The organism is Mesoplasma sp. JKS002658, assembly GCF_023566355.1.
GTDB lineage: Bacteria > Bacillota_I > Bacilli_A > Mycoplasmatales > Mycoplasmataceae > Edwardiiplasma > Edwardiiplasma whartonense.
Genome location: NZ_JAKNSW010000002.1, coordinates 199,083 through 215,558 on the forward strand (window position 1 = coordinate 199,083; position 16,476 = coordinate 215,558).

The window sequence follows — 16,476 nt, forward strand, 5'->3', positions numbered from 1 at the left end:
ATAATGAGTGCAATTGAAGAAAAAATTATAAGTGAAGGAATTACTTTTGATGATGTTTTATTAGTTCCTGCAAAAAGCGACATCCTCCCTGGTGATGTTTCTTTAAAGACAACTTTAACTAAAAACATTCAACTAAATATTCCTGTTCTTTCAGCAGCGATGGATACTGTAACTGAAAGTGAAATGGCTAAAGAAATGGCAATTCTGGGAGGAGCAGGAGTTATTCATAAAAATCTGACCCCTGACCAACAAGCTTTAGAAGTGAGCAAGGTTAAAAAAATTAAGGTTCGGAAAACTGATAGTCAAACTGCAGCAATTGATCAGGAGGGGAGCTTGGTTGTTGGAGCGGCGGTTTCCACTGGTGAGGACACTTTAAAACGAGTAGAGGCTTTGGTGAAGGCAAAAGTCAATTTTATTGTGGTTGACTCTGCGCATGGTCATTCTGATGGAATTTTAAAAACAGTTCGATCAATTCGTGAAATTTATCCTGATTTAGATATTATTGCAGGAAATATCGCTACCAAACAAGCAGCTCAAGACTTGGTTGAAGCAGGAGCTAATTGTGTTAAAGTTGGAATTGGACCAGGAAGTATTTGTACTACTAGGGTAGTTTCAGGAGTTGGAGTACCCCAAATTTCAGCAATTATGGAAGTTTATGATTATTGTCAAACTCACAACATTCCTTTTATTGCTGATGGTGGAATCAAGTATTCAGGTGATGTAGTCAAAGCTTTGGGAGCTGGAGCGAACGTCGTGATGCTTGGAAGCTTATTGGCAGGAACTAAAGAAGCGCCAGGAGAAAGCATCGAACTTGATGGAAAACTTTATAAGACTTATGTGGGAATGGGATCACTTGCAGCGATGAACCGTGGGTCAAGTGACCGTTATTTTCAAAAAGGAAATCAAAAACTTGTCCCTGAAGGAATTGAATCAATTGTGGAATATAAAGGTTTAGTAAGTGAAGTTATCTTTCAAATTATGGGAGGATTACGTTCAGGGATGGGTTATACTGGATCACACAATATTGACCAATTGCGCACCCAAGCCCGTTTTGTGAAGATTACTAATGCAGGGTTGGTTGAGTCACATCCTCACGATGTAAGAATGTTTAAACAAGCACCAAACTATAGAAAGTAAACAAAGAGCATAAAAAAGTCTGCTCTTTTTTCTTTGATTTAACTATAATTAAAGAAACTGGATGAATGGAAAAGAAGTTAGAAAATAATAATTTCAAAATAATACTATTAATTAATTTTTGTGATTAAAATTAAAGTATCAATATTAAACCAACAAGAGTTAGAGAAATTAAGGTTTGGCCACCTTAAAAGGAGCATTAAGTTCGTGCAACGTTGAGAAGAAGTGCAGATTAGTAACTTTTCTGGACCTTTAGATTTATTATTAAATTTGGTCCGTGAAAAGAAACTAAACATTTTAGAGTTAAATTTAATTGAATTAACTCATCAGTATTTAGATTATTTAAATCACCAGCAAGAATTAGACATCGAGATTGCTTCTGAATATTTATTGATGGCAGCGACTTTGATTGAAATGAAATCACGATTGTTAATTCCTCAAGAAACCTTGGTGTCTGATCAAAATGATTATTCTTATGAAGATTTTGTTGAGCAATTATCTCGTTATGAACAATTTCGGACAGTTAGTGATTTTTTCACTCGTGCTCAAGAAGACTATTTCACCACTCGTTCGCCTAAAAAAAGTCAACGAAAATACCAGTTTGACTTTGCTCAATCATCCCAAGAACTTGATGCTGATGAATTTTTATCATTTAATTTAGAAACTCTAAGTAAGGTTTATGCTCGTGTTGCTCAAAAATATCAAAAAAATGTTCTAACGTTTAGTGATGAGGATATCAATATTGATGAAGAAGAGTACCATTTGATTGAAACTAACCTCCTTTCTCCTCGTCAAGTTAGTGATTTGATTTTAGAAAAAATGCAAACCCGTCGCTTGGAAGAGTGGTCGATGTTTGATTTACTAAGTTTTGAAATGATAAATTTAACTAATTTAATTTCAGTTTTTCTCGCAACCTTGGATTTAGTAAAATATCAGATTGTGAGCGTTCGTCAAAATCAAGAACAAACTGATTTATACTTACGTTTTACCAAATATGCATTAGAAAATCCCGATCAATTGAACGGGCTGGAGGTTGAGAATTATGAATAATCAAGAACTACAAGCAATTATTGAAGGTTTGCTTTTTATTAGTGGTGATGACGGGATTGAATTGGGTCAAATTGCTCAAGTTTTAAGTGAGGAAAAACCCTCAGTAATCAAAAAAACGATTAAAGCATTAGAAGATAAATACAATCAAGACGAAGCGTCGATTTTCTCAATTCAAAAATTTAATCAGAATAAATACCGTTTACAAACAAAATCGAAGTATAATAATTATCTAGCGAGATTAAAAACTATCGACCAACCTCATAGACTTACTCCTGCTGCAATTGAAGTGCTTTCAATTATTGCTTATGATGGGCCAATTTCTCGTCATGAAATTGACTTAGTGCGCAAAAGTGATTCTACTTATCAAGTTCAACGCTTAAAAGAAAAACACTTAATTAAAGTGGTTGCTAGGGACAGAATAAATCGTTCTGCATTTTATGAAGTTACTGATAATTTTTATAAAATCTTTAATTTGACCAACGGAAAAGCTGATTTACCATCCCTTAATTTTGATGACTCATCTCTTGAAGATGAAACCTTAATTAGTAATGATTCGACTGGTCAAAATATTTTTAAAGGAGATCTTAATGAGTAGTCATCAGATTGAACGGGTTCAAAAAATTATTGCCAATCGTGGTTATGTTTCACGTCGGAAGGCTGAAAAATTAATTAGTGAACACCGGGTAAAAGTAAATGGAGAAGTGGTTCAAGATTTAGGAACTAAAGTTTCAGTTGATGCCCAAATTATGGTTGATAACCATCTGGTTGAACCTGCAGCCCAAAAGTATTACTTCATTTTTTATAAACCCCGAAATGTAGTTTCCACAATGTATGATCCCAAACACCGTAAAACGATTGCTGATTATTTTAAAGCAGTGCCAACCAGAGTTTATCCTGTGGGAAGGTTAGATTATGATGTTTCTGGATTAATTTTGGTTACTAATGATGGTGAAATGGCCAACTTTGTAATGCACCCTAGATATGAATTTATTAAAACTTATCAAGCATTAGTTAATGGTAAAACTAGTAAACAAACAGTTAACCAACTTTTAAAGGGAGTGACTATTGATGATGATAATTACTTCACTAAAGCTTTAACAGCTCGCATTGTGAACTACAATCCTGATAAAAATGAATCAATTATTGAATTAAGCATTGCTGAAGGACGTAAGCATCATGTTAAAAAAATGCTTGCCGCTGCTGAAATTGATTTGAAAAAATTAATGCGAACTAAAATTGAGAATATTGAACTTGACCAATTAAAACCAGGTGAATACCGTTCTTTGACCCCATACGAAGTGCGAAGTTTTTATGGAACTTATAAAGCTGTGCGTCGAAAAACTGATTCCTAAGCTTAAAAAAATCTCATTTTTAAAAAGGATCAAAAAGGTCCTTTTTTTGTGGTTTTTCCTTAATGAAACTTGTTAAAGAACAGGTCTTATCCAAACGGTTTTATTATGAAACAAAATTATATAAGATATAATAAATTTATTAATCTAATTAAAAGGGGTTTTAGAGGATGCGAATCGCAATTTTTGGAACGGTTGGAGCAGGTAAATCAACAGTATCTAATGAAATTAGTAAAAGATTAGGGTACGAAGTTTTTCCTGAACCAATTGATGATAATCCTTATTTTGACGACTACTACAAAGACTTAAAAAACACAGTTTTTAAGATGCAAATCTACATGTTGGCAGCCAGAAGTAAACAACTAAAGCAAGCCCAAAACTTAAAAAACATTATTTTTGACCGAACTATTTTAGAAGATCCGATTTTTATGCAAGTCAATCACGATTTAGGAAACGTTAATGATACTGATTTTAAAACTTATAATGACTTTTATGAAAACGTTATCTTAGAAAATTTAAAAATTCCTGATGAACGGGTAAAGTTTGATATTGTTATTTACTTGAAGGTTTCAACTAAAAAGGCTAAGGAAAGAATTGCTAAACGAGGAAGAGCATCAGAAATGTTGGTTGATGATGATTATTGAGAAAAGCTTAATAAACGTTATGTAGATTTTTATGAAAAGCATAAAAATGATTTCTCTTTTGCTTTAATTGATGCTGAAAATGATGACTTTGACCAAGAAATGCACGATGTCATGGAAGCAATTTATGCTAAAGAACCATCTCTACGTGGTAAATAAAATCAAGAAGAACACAGTTTAATTTGTGTTTTTTTATTTTTTTTATAAAATTAGTTTGTTGAAAAACTTTAACATACAGGAGGAATTATGGGAAGAGCACACGAAGTTCGCGCCGCTTCAATGGCTAAGACAGCAGCAAAAAAATCAGCAGCAAACGGAAGAGCAGCTAAAGAGATTTATATGTTAGCTAAACAAGGAGGAGCTGATGTGACTGCGAATTTGGCTTTGCGAGCTGCAATTGATAAAGCAAAATCAAATCAAATCCCCACTGATGTTATTAATAGAGCAATCAAACGTGCTGAAGGTGGAGATGCGGAGAATTATGTGGAGAATCGCTACGAGGGTTATGGACCTGGATCAGTTGCAATTATTGTTGATTCTTTAACTAGTAATGTCAACCGTGCCATTGCTGAGATTCGCGATACCTTCAATAAAAAGCACGGAAAGTTGGGTTCAACTGGTTCAGTTTCTTTCTTATTTCAAAATGTGGCCTTATTTAGTTTTGAGGGAAACCAAGAAGAGATTTTGATGGATTTGTTAGACCGTGATGTTGATGTTTTAGATGTTAGTCAAGATGATGATGTTGTGGTAGTAAAAGCGCCATTCACTAGTTTTGCCTTAGTGAAACAAGCATTAGATGAAATTGGTATAAAAGAATACTTGGTAGCTGAAATTAGAATGGTACCAGACGAGGTGGTTGTGATTAATGATCAAGAAACCAAAGATCAACTAAACCAACTTTTAGATAAACTTGATGAGTTAGAAGATGTTCAAGCTGTGTATCATAATGCTAAATTAGACTAAAATGACAATCATTGGATGGTGATTTTGTTTAAAATTAAACACTGAAAAGAGGACTTATGAATTATTGAATAACAGTTAATCTCGTCTTTATTCTTTTGCTCTTATTTGGTTTAATAATCTATCTTACTGTTTGTTTAGTTTTTACTAAAGCGTATCAGCGATATCATGTTCTTAAAATTAATTCAACTAAAGAAACGATAAGCGGTGATGAGAAGCAAGCAATGATTAGTTTTTTTGCTCAACAATGAGAATTGACTGATTATGAAGTGATTTTAACAAAAGCGAAGTTTTTAAATATCGGTAAAAGCTTAAAAAGAGGTTCGCATAAAATCATTCTTTCGCACCAAAACTTTATTTCTCTTGGCTATGAAATTGACTACTTTTTGAGTCGCTTGTGATTTTCTTCCCAACAATTAAAGAAGAATCGTCAGGTGAAAATTTATGCTTTGATTATGAATTATTTAGTTTTGCTTTTGATAGTTTTATATTGTTTGTGTTTTTTTCTTCAAGTCGTGTTCTTTGTTGTCATGATTGTAATTAATCCCAATTCGGTCCACGATAATTTCTTCTTATTCTTATGAAAAGTCCCTTTATTAACGATTATTGCTTTATTTAGTGGTGGATTAATCATTGGTTTAGTTTACTTTTTAAACCAATTAAAAAAAGTTCTTGAATTAAACTATACCTATGATACTTTGACTTTACTTAAAACAAATTTTTTGGCTTATGTTGATGATTTTAAAATTGCTCGCCAATATGCAAGTGAGAATAAAATTGCTTATAATTTTGCTTTTAAAACAAAAACTCATTTCTTAAAATGATTGGGTCCATTTGTAAAGTATTAAAAAAGACCAGTTTAGCTAAACTGGTCTTTTTTAACGAATTATTTTCCTAAACCCAAACCTTTTTGATGTCATTCTTCAACAATTGAATCTTTTTCACCTTTAAGAATTCTATCCTTGTATTCTTCATAACGTTCATAGCATTCTTTTAACTCTTTAAGAGCTTGTGCTTGATCGCCTCACCCATCAATTTTTACAGTCTTGTTTTGAAGTTGCTTGTATTGTAAGAAGAAGTTTTCAATTTCTTGACGCCAATGCAAAGGAACATCATTTAAGTTCTGGTAAGTATCAAAACGAGGATCGTTAGCAAAAACCCCAAATAATTTTGTATCAATTTCTCCATCATCAATCATGTTAATTGTTCCTAAAATTCGAACATTTACTTGAACGCCTGGTAGAGTTGGGTATGTTGCTAAAGCGATAACATCCAAAGGATCGCCATCTCAATCTAAAGTGTTTTCTACCATTCCATATTCGCCAGGATAAAAGTTCGCTCCGTACAATACTCGGTCTAAAATAATCCGGTTAGTGATAGCATCAACTTCGTATTTATTTGATGAACCTTTTGGGATTTCAACAATCATGGGAATTACATTTTCTTTTTTCATCTTCTGAAACCTAATCCTTTCTTGTTAATTTTATAATAGGAATAAAGAAAAACATATTATACTTTTATAAAAAAGGACGCAGGATGAAAAAGAAGCAAAAGCGGGTAGAAAAAGAGCACTTTAATCAAGATTACCAAATCAAGACAAAATCTGCTTCTGGATTAGTTTATAAAATTTGAAAAAATCATTTTGATATTGCAGAAATTAATCACAGTAATTATCACCAGTTGAAAAAACAATTTAAACTAACAACTAGAAAGATTAGTTTTTTAGCAATGTTACTGGTTGTTAATGTTGTCTTTTCAGTCATTTCTTTTTTTGCTTTAGGACTACTTCCAATTGGTGGATTTTTGACTTTTAATATTACCTTTTGAATTTATTTAATTAGTTATATGGGTGTGGGGTTTTTTTATACAGTATTTCTTTTAGAAATTGGTACTTGGTTTAGAATGGCTTTGGGAACCGATGCAATTAGTTGCTTAGCGATTAATTTAAGTGATTTAACGATGCTAATTGTTTTTTTTCTGGTGTGCTTTTTAATTAATTATCTACGGATTAGAGTAATGGAGATTAAAACTCCACAATCACGAGTGCTTGGTTATTTATTTTCAATTATCATAAGTTATCTTTTTGCAAGTTTAATTGCTGCTGGTTTTGATGTGCTATACAATAAATATTTTCTTATTGATGTGTTCTATTCAAATGGGGGGGGTAGACCAACTGAAATCAAACCTTTATTGATCATTGTTTTTTGGTTTAATCTTGTCCAGTATTTAATTAACCTATTAATTTTTCTACCAACCTTTAAAGTTGATTACGTACTTTTAAACCGGTATTATCAAAAACCAAGTTAGAAAGAATAGATTTTTATTAACTTTTTATTTATAATTTTTATAAATAAGTGAGAAAACAATGTTTAAGAAAAAAAAGATTAAAGAAGCAAAAACGCAATTGAACGAAGCGTTAAAACCATCAGAACAGTTACAAATTAAGGATAATCAACAAGAGCATTTTCAAGAAGAAGTTTTGCTTGACCAAGAACACCATCATCAGGTAGATCATTATCACGGAGTTCACCATTTTGACCGGTATGGAAATCATGATGATGTCCAAGCAACAGACTTTTCATTAAAAAAACAGTTTTCTCATTCTCGAAAATCAGAAATTTTTCGAATTAGTATTGCTGCAATTATTTTGGCCTTATCAATAGGATTAAGTGCTCTTGATGGTTTGTTAGAAAAATTTCAAGTTAACATTGGTGGAGTTATCATTGAAATGCGTGTCTTTGATATTCTGATAATCATTTTAGCCATACCTTTAACTGGACTGTGGTATTCAATGTTAATTGCTATGGTTGAACCTTGGTTTCATTTTTTAATTGATGGTGATCATTCGCCGATTCAAATTGGGTTTGATAGTCTTGGTTATTTAATTGCAGTGTTAATGTTTTTCTTTATTTTTTATGGATTATTCCATAACTCTCCTTTTCACGAGAGTCCAAATAAACACCAACGTCGATTGAAGATGTGATTGCCTGGCTTGATTATTGTGCCTAGTTTGGCTGTTATTTTTACCTTAATCTTTGTTTTATCTTTATACTTAACTTTTAAATCGGGTTATCAAAATACTAATTGAAATGATTTTAAAAAGGATGGCATCGGAATCTTTTTTGCTGCTTTTGGTATTCAAGCGGCACGTTTCTTGGTCTTTTATTTACTTTTTGCTTTGGTTCAAAAGAAATTAAAACCGATTAATCACCGTTATCGTTAACAAATCCTTTTCAATTATCTTAATGCAATCAATTAGAGAAACATTTATAATCAAGTTGTTATCATCAGTGTTGTGATTAAGGAATGGGGTTGCTTTTTAAATGGCAGAATCAAGAACTAAACGAAATCAGGAGCTTTACGAAGCTTTAGCAGAAGATAAAGTTCGCCAAGAGAACCAATGGACACAAAAAACTAACCAGTTAAAGAATAATTTGTTATCAATTAACTTCGCTTTTTTTAATAATGTTTATGAGAATGTTGATGCTGATACAAAGATTGATAACTTTTATAACATTAATTCTTTAACTTATAAAGAAAAACTTGTCGCCATCAAGCATGAATTAAGAGAACTTTACTTAGAGTTAGTTGAAATTAATGACCTAAATCCTGATATAAATCTATTAGCAGAAAATAACTACAGCTTAAAACCAAATCAAAATGCTTTGGTAATTGAAACTAAATTAGAAGAGATTAATCGTGATTTAGATAATCTTCCTTCGTTTGGCAAGCTAAAGAAAGATTTTGAAACTGATTTTCGTGCGATGATTGGTGAATTGCGTGATAGTGTGATTATTCACGATAAAATATTGAATAAGGATAAAGCTGACTTTAAACAAAAAGTTGATTTACAAAATAAAACTAACAAAGAAAGTATTTCTGAAATTAAAAGATCGTTGAATGCTTATCGATTGAAATGGATTTGGTATTTAGTAGTCAGCGTTTGTTGTGTGATAGGTACCATTTTAGCGATTGTGATTCCATCAGTGTTGTAGGGGAGATAAATATGAAAAAAATTTGTATTGCTGTAGATGGTACTGCTGGATCGGGAAAGACATTCATTTTTAACCAAATAGCAAATATTCTAGATTATGATCTTTTTGATACTGGGCAACTTTATCGTGCGTTTACCTACTATCTTCATTTGATTAAAACCAATTTCGATAATCAAGAATCAATTATTGCAGGATTAACAAACTTTAGTTTCAATATTAAAGATAAACGTGTTTTGATTAACAATGATTTAGATGTTACTGATAGTTTAAACGGCAGTATGGTTACAGATAATATTAACCAAGTAACTGTTATTGCTCAAGTGCGTGATTATATGACTAAAATTGAACGAGAAATTGGTTATCGAGAGGGAATGATTGAATTGGGACGTGATATTACAAGTGTAGTTCTTCCTGATGCTGATTTAAAAATTTATTTAGATTCACCCATAGAGATACGCGCTCAGCGTCGGTATGAGCAGAATATGAACGAGGGGATTGATGAATCTTATCAAGCTGTGCTTAAAAAAATTGAAGCTCGAGATACAAATGATAAAACCAGATTAGTTGGACCATTGGTTCAAACTAAAGATTCTTGATACCTTGATTCTTCTCAATATGAGCGAGTAGAAGATTTGGTTAATGTGATTGTGCAACGGGTACGAGAATTGGAAAAGGAAAAGAAATAATGGCAAAGCAAAAAGGCATCGTGGCGATTGTTGGTCGTCCCAATACTGGTAAGTCATCGTTATTTAACCGAATTATCCAAGAAAAAAAAGCAATTGTTGAAGATAAAAGCGGAGTGACTAGAGACCGGATTTATGGCCATAGTGAGTGATTAACACGTCAGTTTATGGTAATTGACACAGGAGGAATCACCCTATCAGATCAGCCTTTTGCTCAAGAAATAAGAATACAAGCAGAAATTGCGATGCAAGAAGCTGATGTCATTATTTTTGTTTTAGACTATAAAACCGGGATTACTCCTGATGATGAAATGGTTGCTAAAATTTTATATCGTACTCATAAACCAGTCATTTTGGCAGTCAATAAGTATGACCACCATACTAATGACTATCAAGGGTATGAATATTTGAGTTTAGGATTTGATGAACCGATTTTAATTTCTTCGACTCATGGAATTGGAATTGGGGATTTGTTAGATAAAGTTGTGCACCAGTTGCCAACTGGAGAAGAAAAAACCGATGAGAATCAAACTCGAATAGCAATTATTGGTAAACCAAATGTTGGTAAATCTTCGTTGGTTAATTCAATTCTTGGTCAAGAACGAATGATTGTTTCTGATGTGGCAGGAACAACTAGGGATGCAGTCGATAGTGTAATTAAAAGAGATGGCAAAGAATATGTTTTGATTGATACAGCTGGTTTGAGACGTAAAGGAAAAATTTATGAAGATATAGAAAAGTACAGTTACTTAAGAACAGCTGCAGCAATTAATAGTGCTGATATTGTTCTTTTAATTTTAGATTTGTCAGTAAAAATTAGTGATCAAGATACCAATATTGGAGGGATTGCTTTTGATGAAAAAAAACCAATTATTATCATTGGAAATAAATGGGATTTAATCCCTGATAAAGAAAAAGCTATCAACCACCAAACTGAAGAAATTCGTGCTTATTTTAAATACTTACAGTATGCTAAAATTATTTTCGTTTCTGCTACGGAAAAAACTCGGGTTTATAAAATTTTTGATGCAGTTGATGAAGTTAACAACGCTTTAAAACGTAAGATTAGAACTAGTGTTTTAAATGAGGTTTTGAATAAAGCTCAATTACTAAATCCTGCTCCTAATCATAATGGTGGTAGATTGAAGATTTATTATGGTTCGCAAGTACAAGCTTATTTACCAACCTTTGTAATGTTTGTAAATGATCCTGCTTATGTTCATTTTTCTTATAAACGTTATCTTGAGAATCAAATTCGGTTACAGTTTGGTTTCGAGGGCGTTCCTATTAATATTATTTTTCGAGAAAGGAAATAACAAAAATGAAAAAAACGATTGCTATCATTGGAACAGGAGCTTATGGAACTGCTCTTGCCAATGTTCTTGCTGATAAGGGTCATCAAGTAATTATGTACGGAATTGTTTCATCTCAAGTTGATGATTTGAATTTAAATCATGAAAATGGACAATTTTTTCCTGGAGTTAAATTAAATAAAAATATTAAAGCAACAACAGATTTGGTCGCTTGTTTGGAAAACGCCCAATATATTATTCTAGGAGTGCCAACCAAAGCATTATCAAATGTTCTTGATGAAATTAATAAATATTTAAAACATGAAGTTGTCGTTATTAATACTGCAAAAGGATTTGACGATCAAAACGTTGATTTATTAAGTAAGATGATTGTAGATAAGTTGAAAAAATCTGGTTATTTAAAAGGTTATTGTGGTTTGTATGGTCCAAGTATTGCTAGTGAGATTGTTGATCGCAAACCAACCTTTGTTAATGTTGCTTCAGATCGATTCGAGTTAGCTGAACAAATTGCTGAAGAGTTTTCTAATGAATACTTTTTTGCCAAACCATCTGATGACTTACCAGGGTGTGAAGTTTCAGCGGCCTTGAAAAATGTGATTGCCATTTGTGCGGGAATGTTTGATGGAATGGAACTTGGTGATAATGCTCACGCTAGTTTATTGTGTTTGGGATTAAATGAAATCATGATTATGGCTGAACAATTTGGTGCCAAAACTGACACGTTTACAAACTTTGCAACGATGGGAGATTTGATTTTGACCGCTTCTACAAAGAAATCACGAAATTTTACCTTCGGAAAAATGATTATTGAAACTGGTTCGACCACGCAAGCTCAAGAGCGTTACGGACTGACTGTTGAAGGGGTACAAAGTGCCGAAGTAGCACATAAAATCTGTCTTAAATACCAAATTTCTTCGCCTTTGTTTAGGTCTATTTATGAGATAATTTATAAGAATAAGAACCCACACACGTTATTAAATACACTTTTTGTCTTATATTAATATAAATGTAATTTGAAAATGTTATAATGTGAAAGAATACTTATTAAATAGAAAGTGGTAAATATTATGACTAAAAAAGAATTAGCTGAAAAAATTGCTGAAACTCATGATTTAAGTAAAGCAGAATCAGAAAAAATTATCAGTTCAGTTTTTGATGAAATTAGTGCTGCTCTAAAAAGCAATACTGAAGTAGCTATTCCTGGTTTTGGAAAATTTAGCGTTAGCCAAAGAGCTGCACGTCAAGGTTTAAATCCTCGTACTAGAGAAAAAATTACTATTCCTGCTTCAAAATCTGCGAAATTTAAATCTGCTAAACAACTAAAAGAAACTATTAATAATTAATTAATCGGTTTTTATTTATTAGTTAATTAAGGTGCTTTCAAGAGCATCTTTTTTATGTAAGAATATTGGTGTATAGAAAATGGGTAAACTTGATGATTGTTGAATTATTAAAGAAAAATTTGATTGATAAAAAAACCTTTTTGTTAATGAATTATCAAAAGGTTGATCTGAATGAATTACAGTTAACGATTGTTTTATTAACTTTAGAACTGTCTGGTCAAAATGGTGGCAAAAAAGTTGTTACTTCTGGAGATCTTGGTTTGTACATGAGCCTTTCACCAAGTCAAATTGATAATGAAATGGATGATTTAATTCAAAAGGGATTAGTAAAAATTACGTCAAAAAGCATTGATTTTACGAGTTTGTTTTTAAGTATCGCTGTTTGTTTAGATAATCTTGAGGTTGAAAAATTCCAGAATACTCAGCAAGATTTTTTCTCGCAAATTAGTCAAGATTTAGGCGAAAATTTAACCTTTGAACAAATTAGTTTTTTAAGTCAAACAATTTATGAAGATTTAACTTTAGAACAAGTGCTTGGTTTTTCTCATCAAAAGAACATTAATAACTTTGATGATTTAAGAACTAAAATTAATCAAGAAATTAGTAAAAAACCAAAAGCGTTATTTAAATACAATTGATTAAATAGTTAAGTGCTGGTAAATAATCAAGGCATAGATGGTGATCAAGTTTTAATTCATGTCCAAATTGTGTGAACCATTCTCAGGGAATGGTTTTTTTAGTTTTTGAAAAGTGTGTTTTTAAAACTCGTCAATCAATTAAAAAAAATTTTTCAACAATATCAAAATAAATAATCACAAAAGCTAATCCACGATGGTTAATGACTTGATCTAGTTCGTTAATTTGGTTCTTGCGCAGATTTTGATATTTAAAAACCGAATCATAAGTTTCTTTAGCTTCAAATTCTAAATAAACTCCGTGATAAATTCCTACATAATCACAATTACTTCCTGGACTAAAAACTGCTTGATGAATAATGTCTCCTGTCTTTTTGAACATTTTAATATTGGTAGGAATTTTATTTACTAATGCTTGGTTAGTTTGTAAATAATGATTATGGGTTAAATTCAAAATCTCTTCTAAAAATAAACCTTTGTTTTTTAGTGGTAACATGTTATTTTCTCCCCACTATACTATAAGAAGAAAAAGAAAAAAGAGTATCATTAAATTAAAAAAAGTGAAGGTGATAATGATGGCTAAAACGTTGAACTATGATAAAGAAGAGATTTTGAATAAGGATTTTCAAGTTGTAAACAAAGGATACAACCCTCAAGAAGTGGACTTGTTTTTAGATGAAATTGCAATTGATTATGAGTATTATCAAAATCAAATTGATAGTTTAACCAGTACTTTAAACGAGGCTAACCAAACTAATAGTGATCTAACAGCTCAAGTTGAAGAGTTAAAGAATTCCTTCACTCAAAAAATTCAAAAAGAAAATAAACAAACTCGCGAAAATTTTGGGAACATTGATATGGTTAAACGGATCGCTTCAATTGAGAAGGAACTTTTTGATTTAAAGAGCGAAATTCAAACTTTAGTAAAAGGTCTTGACCAAAGTTTAACCCGTTAAATTATTAGTTTCATTTTATTACTTTTCTGGTTTAATATAATATAATCGTTTTGAGACAATGGAAACATGCTCAATTTTATTACTTATAAAAAATATTTTGATTAAACTTAGAAAGGAAAACTGTTTGTTAATGAAAAAATTTTTAGTGATGCTTAATGTTTTTGGTTTAAGTCGTATTACCATTCCTAATATCTTTTCTTCTTCCACCATTAGTTTAAATTCTGATAATGTAATTCTAACTATTGATCATAAAAGTGCAGTCGTTGATTTGACTTATTCTCAGGCAGAAAAACTTGCTTTGTGTACAAAAGATAGCAATGGTATTTATCAAAAAGGACGAACTTTTAATCAAAGTATTGATGCGCAAGGATTAGTAGATGGTGTTTTAATTTCTGCTTTACTTTCTCCTCCAGACCTTAATGGTCGGGTACGATTAGTGATTAGTACCACCAGAGCTATGAAAAAACCATCAAAAGTAACCTTTAAATTTGGTACTCAAAGTCTAACGATTAAAGAATTGCATCTTGATTGAAAATTTGAACAAAATTAAGGACATCTTAAAAAAGAAGGCTCTTGCTTAAAACTTCAAAAATTAAAAAAAGTTAAGAAAAAAATCTTAACTTTTTTTATCTTGTTGATAACTTTATTTGACTGTTTATTTATACAGGCTTTTTTATTTTTTCAAACTATTTGTTCGCTGTGGTCGAAACAAAAACTTTTAAAAACTATATTCTTTTCAAGTTAATTTTTTTATAATCAAAGCAAGAAGTAAACATCCGAAAACTTTGCTTCTGCTTTTAATGAAAAGTTCACTAGTAGTGGTTTTCTAGTTTTTGCACTTATGGATGAAGTGCAAAGAATTACTAATAAACTTTAATAAAGTTATCAAAGAAAGAATAGATTAACATCGTCTCATCCTAACCCTTCCAAGTCAGGATTACACTTAGCCTTTAACAACCCAACCCAATCAAATTATTAGTTCTCAACTACTGCTTTAGTTGAGAACTAATGGTCAATTAAATAATTTTTATAAGTAATAAAATTTTTAAAAGATAATTCAAAAGGTTAAATTTTCGACTATTGTTAGTTAAACTTACTTTCTTAGTTTAGTAAGCAAGATCACGCTAGCTTAATAGTCATTTTTTAACCATAATTAATTTTTTGGTGAGCAATCAGTTTAAGTCATCTTTTTAATTATCATTAGACTTATTTTCAATCAATTCTAAACAATCAGAAGTTTGGGTAGTAATTAATCTTTAAGTAGTTTCATTTGATTAATAATAGCCATGTTTAAAGATTTGCGTGTTTACTGTCTAAATGTTTTAGGAAACATAAGTCATATAAAATTAGCACAAACTTAATTTTAAAGTTCTTAAACTTTCACCTTTTGAAAAATGACTTGGTTCTGCAAAAGAAAAACAATTCGTCTTGATGTTTTATTCTTTTTGGAAACTAATTAAATAAAAGATATTTTCAAAATTATTGTTTCTGTCAAACGTTGAAATATTTTTAACCAAAACCCCAGTTATTAACCCTGACTGGGGTTTTATTATGGCAAAAATCAAGTCATGATTCAGGGGTAAAAATGACATTTTAAGAAAGCGATAATTTCTTCTTAAAAGATTGACACCTTATGGATATAGATATATAAATACTGTGGTGTGAGTTTGTCAAAAGAGCATCCGATTTATCTTTGGAGGCAAACATTCTTTTTTGGCGACCACTCTAATAGAGTCTCTTAAAAGACTATAGGAAAGAAGGATAAATAATAATGAGAAAAATTTTATCAGTTTTAGCAGCGATAGGATTAACTTCGACTGCTGCAAGTGCTGTGGTTGCTTGTGGGAACAAAGATAGTTCTGAAGTAACCAAAACAGATTTAAGTTCAGTGCCGATGATTAAAGCGCTTGAAAGCAAATTGACGATTAATGGTACTGCAGATATGGGAGTGGATGATGCCTATGCTTCATTTTCAAACATTTCTGGTGTTAAAGAAGCTTTAGCGTTTGTTAATTTGGGAGAAGCAGATTTTGAATTTGTTCTTACTGTACCAAGTTATGTTGCAGATGGTTCATTAAAGATTACAGTTAAAAGTGAGAATTCTAAATACTCAGGAAGTCTTAATGTAAAAATTAGCCAGCTTGTAAAAGCAGAATTAAGTTCTGTATCAGGATTGATCACAACAATCAGTGGTAGTTCAGACATGAATGAAACTAATGTTCTTAACACTTTCTTAGCAGTCGAAGGTAATCAAGGATTGCAAGGTGAAGTTGAGGTTAAAGCTGGTAGTTTTGAAGCTCCAGGAACTGAAACAGAAGGTTCATTTATTCTTGAAGCCATTGCAGGTAACCATAAATATACTGGATCTATTACTGTGGTTATTGAAAAATTGAGTGACAACAGCACAAAAGTCAAGT

General features: G+C 31.4%; 20 protein-coding genes. 18 read left to right on the plus strand and 2 right to left on the minus strand.

Going from position 1 to position 16,476, the window contains the following annotated elements; genetic code table 4:
* Positions 1-3 precede the first annotated feature (3 nt).
* The 7 genes from guaB (at position 4) to LD125_RS02995 (ending at position 5,982) form a co-directional block, all read left to right on the plus strand.
* On the plus strand, positions 4-1,137 hold the full coding sequence (gene guaB / locus LD125_RS02965) for an IMP dehydrogenase (protein WP_250136437.1): 1,134 nt from the start codon (positions 4-6) through the stop codon (positions 1,135-1,137).
* Between the two features lie 204 nt (positions 1,138-1,341).
* Entirely contained in the window at positions 1,342-2,184 is an 843-nt protein-coding gene (locus LD125_RS02970) for a segregation and condensation protein A (protein ID WP_250137068.1), read from the plus strand.
* A complete protein-coding gene (gene scpB, locus LD125_RS02975; RefSeq protein WP_250136439.1) occupies positions 2,177-2,779 on the plus strand; it encodes an SMC-Scp complex subunit ScpB in 603 nt (200 codons plus the stop codon). The genes LD125_RS02970 and scpB overlap by 8 nt, the downstream gene beginning before the upstream one ends.
* Positions 2,772-3,536 carry a pseudouridine synthase gene (locus LD125_RS02980; protein ID WP_250137067.1) on the plus strand — a complete coding sequence of 255 codons (765 nt, stop codon included), beginning with the start codon at positions 2,772-2,774 and terminating at the stop codon, positions 3,534-3,536. Before scpB ends, LD125_RS02980 begins: the two co-directional genes overlap by 8 nt.
* Before the next feature lie 167 nt (positions 3,537-3,703).
* Positions 3,704-4,333, plus strand: a complete 630-nt coding sequence (locus LD125_RS02985) for a deoxynucleoside kinase (RefSeq protein WP_250136441.1) — start codon at positions 3,704-3,706, stop codon at positions 4,331-4,333.
* Positions 4,334-4,420: 87 nt separating this feature from the next.
* On the plus strand, positions 4,421-5,137 hold the full coding sequence (locus LD125_RS02990) for a YebC/PmpR family DNA-binding transcriptional regulator (RefSeq protein WP_250136442.1): 717 nt from the start codon (positions 4,421-4,423) through the stop codon (positions 5,135-5,137).
* Positions 5,138-5,193: 56 nt separating this feature from the next.
* Complete coding sequence (locus tag LD125_RS02995) at positions 5,194-5,982, plus strand: hypothetical protein (RefSeq protein WP_250137066.1); 789 nt, start codon at positions 5,194-5,196, stop codon at positions 5,980-5,982.
* Between the two features lie 38 nt (positions 5,983-6,020).
* On the opposite strand, the gene LD125_RS03000 is transcribed toward LD125_RS02995, so the two are convergent.
* A complete protein-coding gene (locus LD125_RS03000) occupies positions 6,021-6,587 on the minus strand; it encodes an inorganic diphosphatase (RefSeq protein WP_250136444.1) in 567 nt (188 codons plus the stop codon).
* 83 nt (positions 6,588-6,670) lie between these two features.
* On the opposite strand from LD125_RS03000, the gene LD125_RS03005 reads away from it, so the two are divergent.
* The 8 genes from LD125_RS03005 to LD125_RS03040 all read left to right on the plus strand — a co-directional run bounded on the left by LD125_RS03005 (position 6,671) and on the right by LD125_RS03040 (position 13,118).
* A complete protein-coding gene (locus tag LD125_RS03005; protein ID WP_250137065.1) occupies positions 6,671-7,441 on the plus strand; it encodes a hypothetical protein in 771 nt (256 codons plus the stop codon).
* A gap of 58 nt (positions 7,442-7,499) precedes the next feature.
* The gene (locus LD125_RS03010) at positions 7,500-8,357 is read left to right on the plus strand and encodes a hypothetical protein (RefSeq protein ID WP_250136446.1); all 858 of its coding nucleotides are present in this window, start codon (positions 7,500-7,502) and stop codon (positions 8,355-8,357) included.
* A 100-nt stretch (positions 8,358-8,457) separates the two neighbouring features.
* A complete protein-coding gene (locus tag LD125_RS03015; protein ID WP_250136447.1) occupies positions 8,458-9,129 on the plus strand; it encodes a hypothetical protein in 672 nt (223 codons plus the stop codon).
* An 11-nt stretch (positions 9,130-9,140) separates the two neighbouring features.
* The gene (gene cmk, locus LD125_RS03020; RefSeq protein WP_250137479.1) at positions 9,141-9,815 is read left to right on the plus strand and encodes a (d)CMP kinase; all 675 of its coding nucleotides are present in this window, start codon (positions 9,141-9,143) and stop codon (positions 9,813-9,815) included.
* A complete protein-coding gene (der, locus tag LD125_RS03025; RefSeq protein WP_250136449.1) occupies positions 9,815-11,128 on the plus strand; it encodes a ribosome biogenesis GTPase Der in 1,314 nt (437 codons plus the stop codon). The genes cmk and der overlap by 1 nt, the downstream gene beginning before the upstream one ends.
* 5 nt (positions 11,129-11,133) lie before the next feature.
* The gene (locus tag LD125_RS03030) at positions 11,134-12,126 is read left to right on the plus strand and encodes an NAD(P)H-dependent glycerol-3-phosphate dehydrogenase (protein ID WP_250136450.1); all 993 of its coding nucleotides are present in this window, start codon (positions 11,134-11,136) and stop codon (positions 12,124-12,126) included.
* A 66-nt stretch (positions 12,127-12,192) separates the two neighbouring features.
* Positions 12,193-12,468, plus strand: a complete 276-nt coding sequence (locus LD125_RS03035; RefSeq protein ID WP_250136451.1) for an HU family DNA-binding protein — start codon at positions 12,193-12,195, stop codon at positions 12,466-12,468.
* Positions 12,469-12,560: 92 nt separating this feature from the next.
* Positions 12,561-13,118 (plus strand): DnaD family protein, encoded by a 558-nt coding sequence (locus LD125_RS03040; RefSeq protein ID WP_250136452.1) that lies wholly within the window; start codon positions 12,561-12,563, stop codon positions 13,116-13,118.
* On the opposite strand, the gene LD125_RS03045 is transcribed toward LD125_RS03040, so the two are convergent.
* Positions 13,093-13,599, minus strand: a complete 507-nt coding sequence (locus LD125_RS03045) for a Holliday junction resolvase RecU (protein WP_250136453.1) — start codon at positions 13,597-13,599, stop codon at positions 13,093-13,095. The genes LD125_RS03040 and LD125_RS03045 overlap by 26 nt on opposite strands.
* Positions 13,600-13,675: 76 nt before the next feature.
* On the opposite strand from LD125_RS03045, the gene LD125_RS03050 reads away from it, so the two are divergent.
* The 3 genes from LD125_RS03050 to LD125_RS03060 all read left to right on the plus strand — a co-directional run.
* Entirely contained in the window at positions 13,676-14,059 is a 384-nt protein-coding gene (locus LD125_RS03050; protein WP_250136454.1) for a DivIVA domain-containing protein, read from the plus strand.
* 130 nt (positions 14,060-14,189) lie between these two features.
* Entirely contained in the window at positions 14,190-14,609 is a 420-nt protein-coding gene (locus tag LD125_RS03055) for a hypothetical protein (protein WP_250136455.1), read from the plus strand.
* 1,221 nt (positions 14,610-15,830) lie between these two features.
* On the plus strand, positions 15,831-16,476 hold a 646-nt coding region (locus tag LD125_RS03060), incomplete at its 3' end, for a lipoprotein (RefSeq protein ID WP_250137478.1).